This is a genomic window from Pseudomonas sp. Irchel s3h9 (assembly GCF_900187475.1).
Classification (GTDB): Bacteria; Pseudomonadota; Gammaproteobacteria; order Pseudomonadales; family Pseudomonadaceae; genus Aquipseudomonas; species Aquipseudomonas neuropathica.
Map to the genome: position 1 here is coordinate 112,503 of NZ_FYDH01000001.1, position 12,795 is coordinate 125,297.

The following is a 12,795-nucleotide window of genomic DNA, read 5'->3' on the forward strand; positions in this document are numbered from 1 at the left end:
TCAGGACTCCTGGTCGTGCCGATTGACCCGCTCTTCCAGCTTGTTTTGCAGGTGCGCGAGCACCGAGGCCAGAATCCAGTAGAGCAGTGCGGCACTAAGGTACATGGTGAAAATTTCGAAGTTACGTGCGCTGATCAACTGCGCCTGACGTAACAACTCCGGCACCTGGATAGTGGCGGCCTGTGCAGTGTCCTTGACCAGTGAAATGAAGCTGTTGCCGAGCGCGGGTAATGCCGTACGCATCGCTTGCGGCAAGATGGCCCGCCGCAGGGTTTGCGCGCGGGTCATGCCAATGCTCGCGGCGGCTTCCCACTGACCGCGTTCGATCGAGCTGATCGAAGATCGCAGGATTTCACAAATGTAGGCCGCCATGTTCAGCGAAAGGCCGATCAGGGCAGCCGGGATCGGATCGAGTTCGATCCCCACCTGTGGCAAGCCGAAATAGATCACGAACAGTTGCACCAGCAACGGCGTGCCGCGAAAAAACGACACGTAGATGCGGGCAATCCAGTTCGCCACTTTGAAGCGCGACAGACGCATCAACGCCAGGCTGAAGCCGAGCAGGAAGCCGAAGAACATGCCACCGAGGCTGAGGATGACCGTGAAGTACATGCCCTTGAGCAAAAAGGGCATGGCCTCCCGTACGATTTGGAAAGTTGCTTCCATTATTTAGTGACGTCAGCGCTGAAGTATTTTTCCGAAAGCTTGGCCAGCGTGCCATCGGCGCGCAGCTTTTCGATAGCCTTGTTCACTGCAGCCAACAGTTCAGGCTCGCCTTTACGCAAGGTAACGCCAGCTTCCTGACGAGAGAACGGTTCGCCTGCGGCAGTGGTGTCCTTGGCTTTGCGGGCGTATTCCAGTGCGGCCAGACGGTCGATCAGGATGGCGTCGATACGGCCGACACGCAGGTCCTGGAATTTAGTCGGATCATCTTCATAAGTGCGCACGTCAGCGGTCGGCACGTTGGCTTTGACCCACTGCTCGTAGTTGGTGCCCAGGCCCACGCCGACTTTCTTGCCACCCAGATCGGCAGCGGATTTGATGTTCAGGTCGGCGGCTTTCTTGGTCAGCACCAGCGCCTGAATCCCGGAAACTGTGTACGGCTCGGAGAAGTCATACTTCTTCTTGCGCTCTTCGGAAATGGTCACCTGGTTGATCACTGCATCCAGACGCTTGGACTCAAGCGCCGCGAGGATGCCGTCCCACTTGGTGGTCTGCAGTTTGACCTTCACACCCAGCTCTTTGGCCAGCGCCTCAGAGAATTCAACTTCGAAACCGGACAGCTTGCCGTCGGCATCAACGAAGCTGAACGGTGGGTAAGTGCCTTCCAGGCCGACGTTGATAACGCCTTTGTCCTTGATCTGTTGCAACTGTTCACCGGCCACTGCCTGGCCGATCAGGCCGGCGCTCAGCGCAAGGCCCAGCGAACCCACCAGCAGATTGCGACGTAGTGCGGAAAAATTCATGACAAGCCCCTGTGTTTTCTTATGGAAGACGCTTAAGGAAAGTTGGCGAATTGGTGATTCGGACGACAGCGCTATCCTGCCTTAAAGCAGCTTATGCGTCTCTCGCGAAATTCGCCTGCGGCGAGACTATAAGATGTCTGCGTTAGACTTGAAAATACTTAATATTTGAAATGTTATTCGTTATTGGAATATGTAATGTCTGTGGAAAAAGATCGCAGCCCGCGGCAGCTCCTACATGAGATCACTTGTAGGAGCTGCCGTTTTGATCTTCTGTTACAGGAAATCCTTGTAGGCAAACAACGCTGGCGCGCCACCGGTGTGCAGGAAGATGATCGGGCCTTCATCAAAGCGCTGACGACCAATCCCGTCGAGTAAACCTGCCATGGCCTTGCCGGTGTACACCGGATCAAGCAACACCGCTTCCTGACTCGCCAGCAGCTTCAGCGCCGCCAGCGTCCCGGCATTCGGCTCGCCATAACGCGGGCCGAAATATTCGTCCCACAACTCGACCTTGAAGCTGGCCGGCAGTTCGACGCCGAGCAGCGCCGCCGTGCGTTCGGCAAGTCCCTGAACCTTCGGTCGCTGATCTTCTTCACTGCGCGAAACCGTCACGCCAATCACCGGCAATTGCGGCAACACTTCGCTCAACGCCAATGCCAGACCGCTGTGCGTCCCGGCACTGCCTGAGGCCAACACTACAGCGGCGAAATTCAGGCCGGTGTCGTTGATCTGCTCGGCCAGTTCCAGACCGGCGCGCACATAGCCCAACGCACCGAGCGCATTGGAGCCACCGATTGGCACCAGATACGGCTTCTTGCCGTTGCTGCGCAGGCGGGCGGCGAGGGCGGTCAGTTGTTCGTCGGCGTTGTCGAGGTTGTCGACCAGTTCGACTTTGGTGTCGAACAGATCCAGCAGCAGGCGGTTGCCGTTGCCGGTGTAATTGCTGTCGTCAGTGCCCAGCGGATTTTCCAGCAGCGCCACGCAACCCAGGCCCAATTTGGCGGCCAGTGCGGCGGTCTGGCGAACGTGGTTCGATTGCAGCGCGCCGGCGGTGATCAGCGTGTCGGCGCCTTGCGCGAGAGCGTCGGCAGCGAGGTATTCGAGTTTGCGCAATTTGTTGCCGCCCATGGCCAGCGGCGTCAGGTCATCGCGCTTGATGTACACCTCGCGGCCAAGCCAGGTGGACAGGCGTTCGAGTTTTTCCAGCGGCGTTGGGTGGTTGAGCAGGTCGAGACGGTTAAAGCGGTCCAGCTGTTGTTTGATCATGGGTCCGTACTGGCGGAGGAAGATGAAAGGACTATAGGCACGCGCTTTTGCAGGGGCAACCGTGAATCGCTTATAGCCAAATGAACTGAGGCCAGCACTATCGGTTCTTAATTCGCCCTCGTAAGCATGCCGTAAAGTAGGCGCCGTTGACGCGGCCAGACAGTCCGGCCGCCCGTGAGGAGTCTTTACCGTGAGCGAGCGTTCCAGCCATTGGCAATTGCAGACCATCGTCAGTCAACTGCGCAGCGCGCGGGATCAGTGGCGGGCACAGAACGGCCGGGCGTCCGGCGAGCAGGGCGGTCGCGAGTTGCCGTCCCGTGCAGCGATGGCGGAGATTCTTGAAGCATTGTGTGGCGCGTTGTTCCCGATGCGCCTGGGCCCGGTTGACCTGCGCGAAGAGAGTGAAGATTTCTACGTCGGCCACACCCTCGATGTCGCGCTGAATGCGTTGCTGGCGCAGACCCGCCTGGAGTTGCGTTACGTCGCCCGCCACAGCGCGCAGGCTGACACCGAAGTCGAAGCCCGCGCGATTCAGATCGTACAAGATTTCGCCCTCGCACTGCCGGGCCTGCGCACGCTGCTCGACACCGATGTGCTGGCGGCCTATCACGGTGATCCGGCGGCACGCAGTGTCGACGAAGTGCTGCTGTGCTACCCGGGGATTCTCGCGGTGATTCACCATCGCCTCGCGCACCATTTGTATCGCGCCGGTTTGCCGTTGCTGGCGCGGATCAGCGCGGAAATCGCCCATTCGGCGACCGGTATCGATATCCATCCGGGTGCGCAGATCGGCCGTAGCTTCTTTATCGATCACGGCACGGGCGTGGTGATCGGCGAGACGGCGATCATTGGTGAGCGCGTGCGGATTTATCAGGCGGTGACGTTGGGCGCCAAGCGTTTCCCGGCAGATGAAGACGGGCAGTTGCAGAAGGGCCATCCGCGCCATCCAATTGTTGAAGACGATGTGGTGATTTATGCCGGGGCGACGATTCTCGGGCGGATCACCATTGGCAAGGGGTCGACCATTGGCGGCAATGTGTGGCTGACGCGCAGTGTGCCGGCGGGGTGCAATTTGACTCAGGCCAATTTGCAGCATGATGACGGGACGCAGAAGTAGGCTCTGAAATTGCGTTGCGGCATCTGGCCTCTTCGCGAGCAGGCTCGCTCCCACACTGGAATGCGTTTCAAATGTGGGAGCGAGCCTGCTCGCGAATGATTTTCAGACCAAATCAAGATAATGGCAATCAGCCAATTCTCCAGTGAACGAATACCCTCAAACCCACGTCATACCCATCCTTGAGCTAGCGTAGGAAAACTACCGCCTAGCCGTACGATTAGTCCTTGCCACCCTATCCATGTTTAACTTGAACGTTCATTCAAGTTAAACCGGTGGTTCGCTGCCCGCTCACAACAGGAGGCTTGCCTTTGCTGAGTCCGATCATTTCAGCCACGTTTCAACCCCTCGAGGTGCACGTTTCATGAGTGCATCGTCTACCCCCGCCAGCGGTCTGGTACGCATGAATCCGCCGGTGTTCTACTTCGCCGCGACGGTCATTCTGCTGTTTGGTCTCGTTGTCATCGTCATGCCGGAGCAGGCAGGCGCCTGGCTGCTGGAAGCGCAAAACTGGGCGGCCAATACGGTCGGCTGGTACTACATGCTCGCGATGACCCTGTATCTGGTCTTCGTGGTGGTCACCGCCTTATCCGGCTACGGCAAGATAAAACTCGGTGCCGACCACGACGAGCCCGAATTCAGTTACTTGTCCTGGGCCGGCATGCTGTTCGCCGCCGGGATCAGCATCACGCTGTTCTTCTTCTGCGTCTCTGAACCGCTGACCCATATGCTCCAGCCGCCGCAAGGCGAGGCGGGCACCGCGGATGCGGCACGTCAGGCGATGCAGATTCTGTTTCTGCACTGGGGCCTGCATGGCTGGGGCGTGTTTGCCTTCGTCGGCATGGCGCTGGCCTACTTCGCCTACCGCCACAACCTGCCGCTGGCGCTGCGCTCGGCGCTGTATCCGCTGATTGGCAAACGCATCAACGGCCCGATTGGTTACGCAGTGGACGGCTTCGGCATCATCGCCACGGTGTTCGGTCTGGGCGCCGACATGGGTTTTGGTGTGCTGCACCTCAACTCCGGTCTCGACTACCTGTTCGGCATCGCTCACACCCAGTGGATTCAAGTCGGTCTGATCACGCTGATGATGGGCGCGGCGATCATCGTTGCCGTCTCCGGCGTCGATAAAGGCGTGCGTGTGATGTCCGACATCAACATGCTGCTGGCCTGTGCGCTGCTGCTGTTCGTGTTGTTCGCCGGGCCTACCCAGCACCTGCTCAACACCTTGATCCAGAATCTTGGCGACTACCTCGGCGCCTTGCCGATGAAGAGTTTCGACCTCTACGCCTACGACAAACCGAGCGACTGGCTCGGCGGCTGGACAGTGTTTTACTGGGCCTGGTGGATTGCATGGTCGCCGTTCGTGGGCCTGTTCATCGCCCGGATTTCCCGTGGCCGGACCATCCGTGAATTCGTTTTCGGCGTGCTGCTGATTCCGCTCGGTTTTACCCTCGCGTGGATGTCGATTTTCGGCAACAGCGCGCTGGATCAAGTGCTCAACCACGGCATGAGCGCGCTGGGCATGTCGGCCATCGACAATCCGTCGATGAGCATTTACCTGCTGCTGGAAACCTACCCGTGGAGCAAAACCGTCATCGCCGTGACGGTGTTTATCAGCTTCGTGTTCTTCGTGACGTCTGCCGACTCCGGCACCGTGGTGCTCTCGACCCTGTCGGCCAAGGGTGGCAACCCAGACGAAGACGGGCCGAAATGGCTGCGAGTGTTCTGGGGCGCGATGACGGCGCTGATCACCAGTGCGTTGCTGTTCTCCGGCAGTATCGATGCGCTGAAATCAGCGGTAGTGCTGACCTCGTTGCCGTTCTCGTTGATCCTGCTGTTGATGATGTGGGGCTTGCACAAGGCGTTCTATCTGGAGTCGCAGAAGCAGATCGCGCAGTTGCACTCGCTGGCACCGGTCTCCGGTTCACGGCGCGGTACGGGCGGCTGGCGTCAGCGGCTGAGTCAGGCGGTGCACTTCCCGTCGCGTGACGAGGTGTACCGCTTCATGGACACCACGGTACGCCCGGCAATTGAAGAAGTGACGGCGGTGTTCGTTGAAAAAGGCCTCAACGTGGTCACCCAGCCGGATCCGGCGAATGACAGCGTCAGCCTGGAAATCGGCCATGGTGATGCGCATCCGTTCATCTATCAGGTGCAGATGCGCGGCTACTTCACGCCGTCGTTCGCGCGTGGCGGGATGGGCTCGAAGCAGCTCAACAATCGTCGCTATTACCGCGCCGAAGTGCATTTGAGCGAGGGCAGTCAGGACTACGATCTGGTCGGCTACACCAAAGAGCAGATCATCAACGACATCCTCGACCAGTACGAACGGCACATGCAGTTCCTGCACTTGGTCCGTTGATCGGCGCCTGAGCGTCGGGTCCGTTCAGGACTCGGCGCTTAGCACCATGAACAACACCATCGCCGCCATCGGTATGCCGAACACCGCACTGCCAATCACAATTTCCGAACCTAGCGGCTGGCCCGCATGCACCACTCCCACGGCGCCATTAATCATCGTCAATGCCAGCCACAGGGCGGCGAAGCCGTAGGCCATGGTCTGGCGGCTGAAGCCGATGCGCTCGCCGATGTAGAGCATCAGAGCGAGCAGGACCAGGCCGAAGAAAATGATGATGGCAGTGTGCATGGCGGGTTCTGTCTGGTGAAGGTGCATTGCCTGAATAATCGCTTTCGCGAGCAGGCTCGCTCCCACAATGGATCTCGGCTGGACATAAATTTTACGTACACAGGAAATCCCTGTGGGAGCGAGCCTTCTCGCGATAGGGCCACCTCGGTGTTCTTTAGAGCATAGCCAATCCAGCCCCCACCATATTCATCAGGTGCTTTCGCGCTCGATGACCTGGCATTGCAGCAGGTTCAGCCGTTGCACCTCGTCGCTCGGCAACACGCCAAGACTTTCCAATACGCGTGTTGCGGCCAGTACGCCGATCTCCAGCGCCGGTGGTTTGATCGTGCTCAGGCTCGGCAAAAGCATCTCGGCGAACGGGTAATCGCCGAAGCCAAGAACGGCACAGTCTTCGGGGATTTTGAAACCGGCGCGTTGCCCGGCGAGCAGGCCGCCGGCGGCGAGGTTGTCGTTGGCGAAAATGATTGCGTCGGGGCGCGGTGAGGCATTCATCAGCGCATCCATCGCCTGTTTGCCGGCCTCGAATGGCGCACGATCAGCGTCAGGGGCGTAGACCCAAGGATCCAGGCCGGATTTACGCAAGGTCGCCGCGTAACCATCGCGGCGTTCCAGGGCGCTGAAGTCCCCCGGCGCACTGTTCTGCACGAAGGCGATACGTTGGTAGCCTTTTTCCAGCAGATATCTGGCGGCTGTCACGCCCACCTCGAAATGCGAAAAACCGATCTGCATCGGCTCACGCGCCGGCTGGTAATCCCACGTCTCGATCACCGGAACATCCGCCTCGGCGATCATCTTTTCCGTGCCCGCACTGTGAAAGTGACTGGTCAGCACCAGCGCCGCTGGCGACCAGCCGAGAAACGCACGCACGGCGTTTTCTTCTTGTTCAGTGCTGAAGTAACTCGACGCCAGCAACAGCTGATAGCCATAACGACTGAGCGTATCGCTGAAGCCTTGAATGGTATTGGCGAAGATCGGCCCGGAGATATTCGGGATCACCATGCCGACGATTTTCCCCCGCGCCGAGGCCAGCCCGCCGGCCACCAGATTCGGCACGTAACCCAACTCGGCCACCACCGCCGCAATCCGCTCGCGACGCTCGGGCGAAACCTGCTCAGGCTGGTTGAAATAGCGTGACACGGTGATCGCCGAAACCCCGGCCTCACGCGCCACGGCATTCAGCGTTACACGTCCGGCGCCACGGCGTTTGCGGGGTTTTTCTTCGCTCAAGGTTCGATCCTTCTTAAAAACCAAATCGCATATAAAAGTAATTTTTCAGTATTGGACGCTCTATGTGCGGCTTGCCAATACTGTCGATGGTAGCGCTAACAAAGCGCGCTGTCTGCTACTCGCTCGAGCGAATGCCCAAGACACCGATTCAGGCGCTGTCGTCGCAGAACGGCAGCGGTTAAGGGCCAATTTCGAGCGGGCAAACATGCACAACATTCCTGGGGCGACAAACAAACTGGCGCAATCGATCCGCGCCGCTGGTTGGTTATTTACGGGGTTGGCGGCGCTGCCGTTGCCCAACGCATTCGCTACCGAGAGCAGTGATCAGGAGCCGACACTCAAATCCGTGACCGTCACCGCCACGCGCCGCGAAGAATCGCTGCAAAAGGTGCCGGTCGCGGTCTCGGTGATCGACGGCGAACAACTTGAGCGCGACAACCGCAACGGCGTGGCGAGTATCGTGCAGCAAGTGCCGTCGCTGAATTTCCGCACCGGCGCATCGAACAAGGACACCTCGTTGTTCGTGCGCGGCGTCGGTACGATTTCCACCTCGCCGGGCGTCGAGCCGACCGTGGCGACGGTAATCGATGGTGTGGTCTACGCGCGTCCCGGCCAATCCACTCTCGACTTGCTGGATCTGGAGCGTGTCGAAGTGCTGCGCGGCCCGCAAGGTACGCTGTTCGGCAAGAACGCCTCGGCAGGTGTACTCAACATCACCAGCAAGGCGCCAACCGCCGAGACCCACGGTTACATCGATCAGTCGTACTACAGCGGCAACGAAAGTCGCACCCGATTCGGCATCGGCGGCAGCCTGATTCCGGACACGTTGAAAGGCTCGATCAGCACGCTATTCGGGACCTACGATGGCAACGTCGACAACCAGCACAATGGCCAGGAGGTCAACGGTTACAACCATCGTGGCGTGCGCGGCAAACTCGAATTCACCCCGAATGACGACGTCACCTTCACCTTGATCGCCGACTACATGCAGTCCCACGACGACGGTCCAAACGGCGTGGTCAGCAAGTCGCTGACCCCGGCCTTCGCCAACGCGCTGAGTCCGGTCAATGCAAGCAGCCACAACCGCGACATCAACACCGACACCCGCTCACACGTTGAGGACACCAACAAAGGTCTGTCCGGCCAGCTCGACTGGCAACTGGGCGATTACACCCTGACGTCGATCACCGCGTGGCGCGGTTGGGACAATACGCAGTATCAGGATGGCGACCGGCTCGGCACAGTGACCGCAGCGTTTCCCGGGACCGCGGACAAGGGCGATCTGGCCTTCGATCAATACTCGCAGGAGCTGCGCCTGGCTTCGCCGAAGGGCGAATTTCTCGAATACGTCGGTGGCCTGTTCTACATGCACGGCAAGGACGACGAGACCTATCAACGCACGCTGACAACGACCACACGCACCGATCGCGGCGTCGCTGATTACAGCACCACCAGCGACAGTTACGCCGTGTTTGGCGAGAGCACGCTGAACTTCACCTCGGACTTTCGCGGCATCGCCGGCCTGCGCTACACCCACGATGATCTCGAATACGATCACCGCCGCGTTTCCACTTCGGCGACCACGGTCAGCGGCATTCAACCGGCCACCAGCAGTTCCGGTTCGGTGGACGAAGATGGCTGGTCCGGTCGCCTCGGCGTGCAGTACGACCTCAGCGATACCGTCACTACTTACCTGACCTACTCGCGCGGCTACAAAGGCCCGGCCTACAACGTGTTCTTCAACATGCAGCCGCGCGACACCGAGGCGCTCAAACCGGAAACCTCCAACACCTGGGAAGCGGGGATCAAAGCGACGAGCTGGAACAATCGCCTGACCACCAACCTCGCGATATTCCACAGCGAGTACGACAACTATCAGGCGAACTTCTTCGACACCGTCGCCGGGCAAGTGGTGACGCGCCTGATCAACGCTGGCAGTGTCAGCACCGAAGGTGTCGAACTCGATTACGCCTTGCAGGCGACCCAGCAATTGAAGCTGTCCGGCGCACTCGCCTACACCCGCGCGCGCATCGACGAATTCGCCTGCCCGGCAGGCGCAGCGGCGTCGTGCAACGTCAACGGCAAACCGCTGCCGTTCAGCCCGGACTGGAAAAGCTACGTGCGCGCTGATTACACCATCCCGCTCGATAACGGTCTGGATATCGAACTGGGCACCGATTACAGCTGGCAGAGCGAAGTGCAGTACGACATCAGCCAGAACGCCGACACCAAGCAGGGCGCCTACGGTCTGTGGAACGCCAGTGTCGCGCTGGCCGATTACAGCAATGGCTGGCGCGTGGCGCTGCTGGGCAAGAACCTCACCGACAAGTCTTATTCGCCATTGCTCGCCAGCGGCGGCAACTACATTTATCGCGCCGTGCCACGGGATGACGAGCGCTATTTCGGCGTGCAACTGCGCAAGGATTTCTGAGATGAGCAGACAGTTGAAACTCGGCGCATTCCTCATGGCCACCGGGCACCACGTGGCGGCGTGGCGTCATCCGGATGTGCCGGCCAACGCGGGTCTGGATTTCGCCCATTACAAGCGGCTGGCGCAAATTGCCGAGGCGGCGAAGTTCGATGCGTTGTTTGTCGCTGACAGCGTCGCCGCGCCGACTCAGGACATCGCCAGCCGCATGGCGCGCTCCGATCACTTCGAACCGCTGACGTTGCTCTCGGCGCTGAGTGCGGTGACCGAGCACATCGGCCTGATCGCCACGGCGACCACCAGTTACAACGAGCCGTATCACGTGGCGCGTAAATTCGCTTCGCTCGATCACCTTTCCGGTGGGCGTGCGGGGTGGAATCTGGTGACGTCGGACAATGCTGCCGAGGCGCTGAATTTCGGTCGTGATGAACATATTGGTCATGCCGAACGCTATAGCCGCGCCCGCGAGTTTCACCAGGTGGTGACCGGGCTTTGGGATAGCTGGGAAGATGATGCGTTTGCGCGCGACAAGGCCAGTGGGGCGTATTACGACCCTGCGAAACTGCACGTGCTGGATCACGTCGGTGAACACTTTCGGGTAAAAGGCCCGCTGAACGTTGCGCGTTCGCCGCAGGGGCAGCCGGTGATCGTGCAGGCCGGTTCTTCCGAGACTGGGCGTGAATTGGCGGCGCAGACCGCTGAGGTGGTGTTCACCGCGCAGACCTCTCTGGCCAACGCTCAGGCGTTCTACGCCGACCTCAAAGCACGTTTGCCCAAGTACGGTCGCAGCGCCGATTCGCTGAAAGTCATGCCCGGGGTTTTTGTCGTGGTCGGCGGCACCGAAGCCGAAGCACAGGAAAAATGTGAAACGTTTCAGCAATTAGTCGAACCCGAGGTTGGCGTTGCCTTGCTTGGGCGTATGCTGGGTAACTTCGATTTGTCGAAGTACCCGCTGGACGGGCCGTTGCCGGAGTTGCCGCTGACGGAAAGCGGTCAGCAGAGCCGGCAGAAATTGCTCACTGAGCTGGCGGGGCGCGAGAACCTGAGCCTTGCCGATCTGGGGCGCAAGATTGCGGGCGGGCGCGGGCATTACAGCCTGGTCGGTACGCCGGAGCAGATCGCTGATCGCTTGCAGGAATGGTTCGAACAGGGCGCGGCGGACGGTTTCAACGTGCTGGTGCCGCACTTGCCCGGCGGGCTCGAAGACTTCGCCAATGGCGTGGTCCCGGAACTGCAACGGCGCGGGCTGTTCAGAACCGAGTATGAAGGCCGGACGTTGCGCCAGAACCTGGGTCTGGCCCGACCCGGCAATCGATTTGTGTAACACCCTTCGCGAGCAAGCTCGCTCCCACAGGGAAATGCATTCCAATGTGGGAGCTAGCCTGCTAGCGATGAAGTCGACACCCATTTCAAGACAGACAAGAGAGGATTCGATGACTTACACCGCTGCCGAAAACCGCTATGACTCCATCCCTTACCGCCGCGTCGGCCGCAGCGGTCTGGTGCTGCCGGCGCTGTCGCTGGGCCTGTGGCACAACTTCGGCGACAGCACGCCGATCGACACCCAGCGTGCCTTACTGCGCACCGCGTTCGACTTGGGGATCAACCACTTCGACCTGGCCAACAACTATGGCCCGCCGTACGGCAGCGCCGAGATCAATTTCGGCCGCCTGCTGCGCGAAGATTTCAAGCAGTATCGTGATGAGCTGATCATCTCCAGCAAGGCCGGTTGGGACATGTGGCCCGGCCCTTACGGCCAGGGCGGCGGCTCGCGCAAATATGTGCTGGCCAGCCTCGACCAGAGCCTGCAGCGCCTCGGTCTGGACTATGTGGATATCTTCTATTCGCACCGTTTCGACCCGGATACCCCGCTGGAAGAGACCGCCAGCGCCCTCGCCACTGCCGTGCAACAGGGCAAGGCGTTGTACATCGGTATCTCGTCGTATTCCGGGGTGAAAACCCGCGAGATCGCGGCGCTGTTGAACGAGTGGAAAGTGCCGCTGCTGATTCATCAACCAGCGTACAACCTGCTCAATCGTTGGGTGGAAAAGGATCTGCTGGATACCACCGATGAACTCGGTACTGGCGTGATTGCTTTCACTCCACTGGCGCAAGGTCTGCTCACCGACAAATACCTCAACGGCGTGCCGGCGGATGCGCGGGTCAATCGTCCGGGCGGTGGTTCGTTGCAGGCTTCGCATCTGTCCGAGGCCAACATCGCTCATGTGCGGGCGTTGAATGAAATTGCCAAGCGTCGTGGTCAGAGTCTGGCGCAACTGGCACTGGCGTGGACGTTGCGGGATTCACGGGTGACCTCGGCGCTGATTGGTGCGAGCCGGCCGGAGCAGATTATCGAGAACGTCGGGGCGTTGAAGAATTTGAGCTTCAGTGCTGAGGAGCTGGCGGAGATTGACCGGTTTGCCCAAGAGGGCGGGATCAATCTTTGGGAGAAGCCTTCGACGGCGGAGTGAGTCACCCTCACCCCAGCCCTCCCGAAACGTCGGACCGCCCAGAGGGAGAGGGGGCCGACCGAGGTGTCTGTAGCCATACATCGACCTGAAAAACCGAGTCGACTATGGATTCAGCAAAGCAATATCAGGTCGGCGTACCTCTAAAACATCCCCCCTTTCAGTTCCCTCTCCCT

Annotated in this window: 10 protein-coding genes; 5 read left to right on the forward strand and 5 right to left on the reverse strand. The window is 59.8% G+C overall.

Going from position 1 to position 12,795, the window contains the following annotated elements; all coding sequences use genetic code 11:
• The 3 genes from tcyL to CKW26_RS00465 all read right to left on the reverse strand — a co-directional run bounded on the left by tcyL (position 1) and on the right by CKW26_RS00465 (position 2,732).
• Positions 1-666, reverse strand: coding sequence for a cystine ABC transporter permease (gene tcyL / locus CKW26_RS00455; protein ID WP_095047087.1), 666 nt, complete (start codon positions 664-666; stop codon positions 1-3).
• The gene (gene tcyJ, locus CKW26_RS00460) at positions 666-1,466 is read right to left on the reverse strand and encodes a cystine ABC transporter substrate-binding protein (RefSeq protein WP_095047088.1); all 801 of its coding nucleotides are present in this window, start codon (positions 1,464-1,466) and stop codon (positions 666-668) included. Before tcyJ ends, tcyL begins: the two co-directional genes overlap by 1 nt.
• Before the next feature lie 273 nt (positions 1,467-1,739).
• Complete coding sequence (locus CKW26_RS00465; RefSeq protein ID WP_095047089.1) at positions 1,740-2,732, reverse strand: D-cysteine desulfhydrase; 993 nt, start codon at positions 2,730-2,732, stop codon at positions 1,740-1,742.
• Positions 2,733-2,922: 190 nt separating this feature from the next.
• Between CKW26_RS00465 and epsC the strand changes: the two genes are divergently transcribed.
• Positions 2,923-3,849 carry a serine O-acetyltransferase EpsC gene (gene epsC / locus CKW26_RS00470; RefSeq protein WP_016983653.1) on the forward strand — a complete coding sequence of 309 codons (927 nt, stop codon included), beginning with the start codon at positions 2,923-2,925 and terminating at the stop codon, positions 3,847-3,849.
• A 400-nt stretch (positions 3,850-4,249) separates the two neighbouring features.
• Positions 4,250-6,211 carry a choline transporter BetT gene (gene betT / locus CKW26_RS00475; protein ID WP_177409219.1) on the forward strand — a complete coding sequence of 654 codons (1,962 nt, stop codon included), beginning with the start codon at positions 4,250-4,252 and terminating at the stop codon, positions 6,209-6,211.
• 24 nt (positions 6,212-6,235) lie between these two features.
• Here betT and CKW26_RS00480 read toward each other — a convergent pair whose 3' ends face one another.
• Both CKW26_RS00480 and CKW26_RS00485 read right to left on the reverse strand, forming a co-directional pair.
• On the reverse strand, positions 6,236-6,496 hold the full coding sequence (locus CKW26_RS00480; protein ID WP_095047091.1) for a hypothetical protein: 261 nt from the start codon (positions 6,494-6,496) through the stop codon (positions 6,236-6,238).
• Between the two features lie 189 nt (positions 6,497-6,685).
• Positions 6,686-7,723 carry a LacI family DNA-binding transcriptional regulator gene (locus tag CKW26_RS00485; RefSeq protein WP_095047092.1) on the reverse strand — a complete coding sequence of 346 codons (1,038 nt, stop codon included), beginning with the start codon at positions 7,721-7,723 and terminating at the stop codon, positions 6,686-6,688.
• Positions 7,724-7,928: 205 nt separating this feature from the next.
• Here CKW26_RS00485 and CKW26_RS00490 point away from each other — a divergent pair, with 205 nt between their 5' ends.
• From CKW26_RS00490 to mgrA, 3 genes are all read left to right on the forward strand, one after another.
• A complete protein-coding gene (locus tag CKW26_RS00490) occupies positions 7,929-10,154 on the forward strand; it encodes a TonB-dependent receptor (protein ID WP_095047093.1) in 2,226 nt (741 codons plus the stop codon).
• Between the two features lies 1 nt (position 10,155).
• The gene (locus CKW26_RS00495; protein WP_095047094.1) at positions 10,156-11,475 is read left to right on the forward strand and encodes an LLM class flavin-dependent oxidoreductase; all 1,320 of its coding nucleotides are present in this window, start codon (positions 10,156-10,158) and stop codon (positions 11,473-11,475) included.
• Positions 11,476-11,584: 109 nt separating this feature from the next.
• Positions 11,585-12,622, forward strand: a complete 1,038-nt coding sequence (mgrA, locus tag CKW26_RS00500) for an L-glyceraldehyde 3-phosphate reductase (RefSeq protein WP_095047095.1) — start codon at positions 11,585-11,587, stop codon at positions 12,620-12,622.
• Positions 12,623-12,795 lie beyond the last annotated feature (173 nt).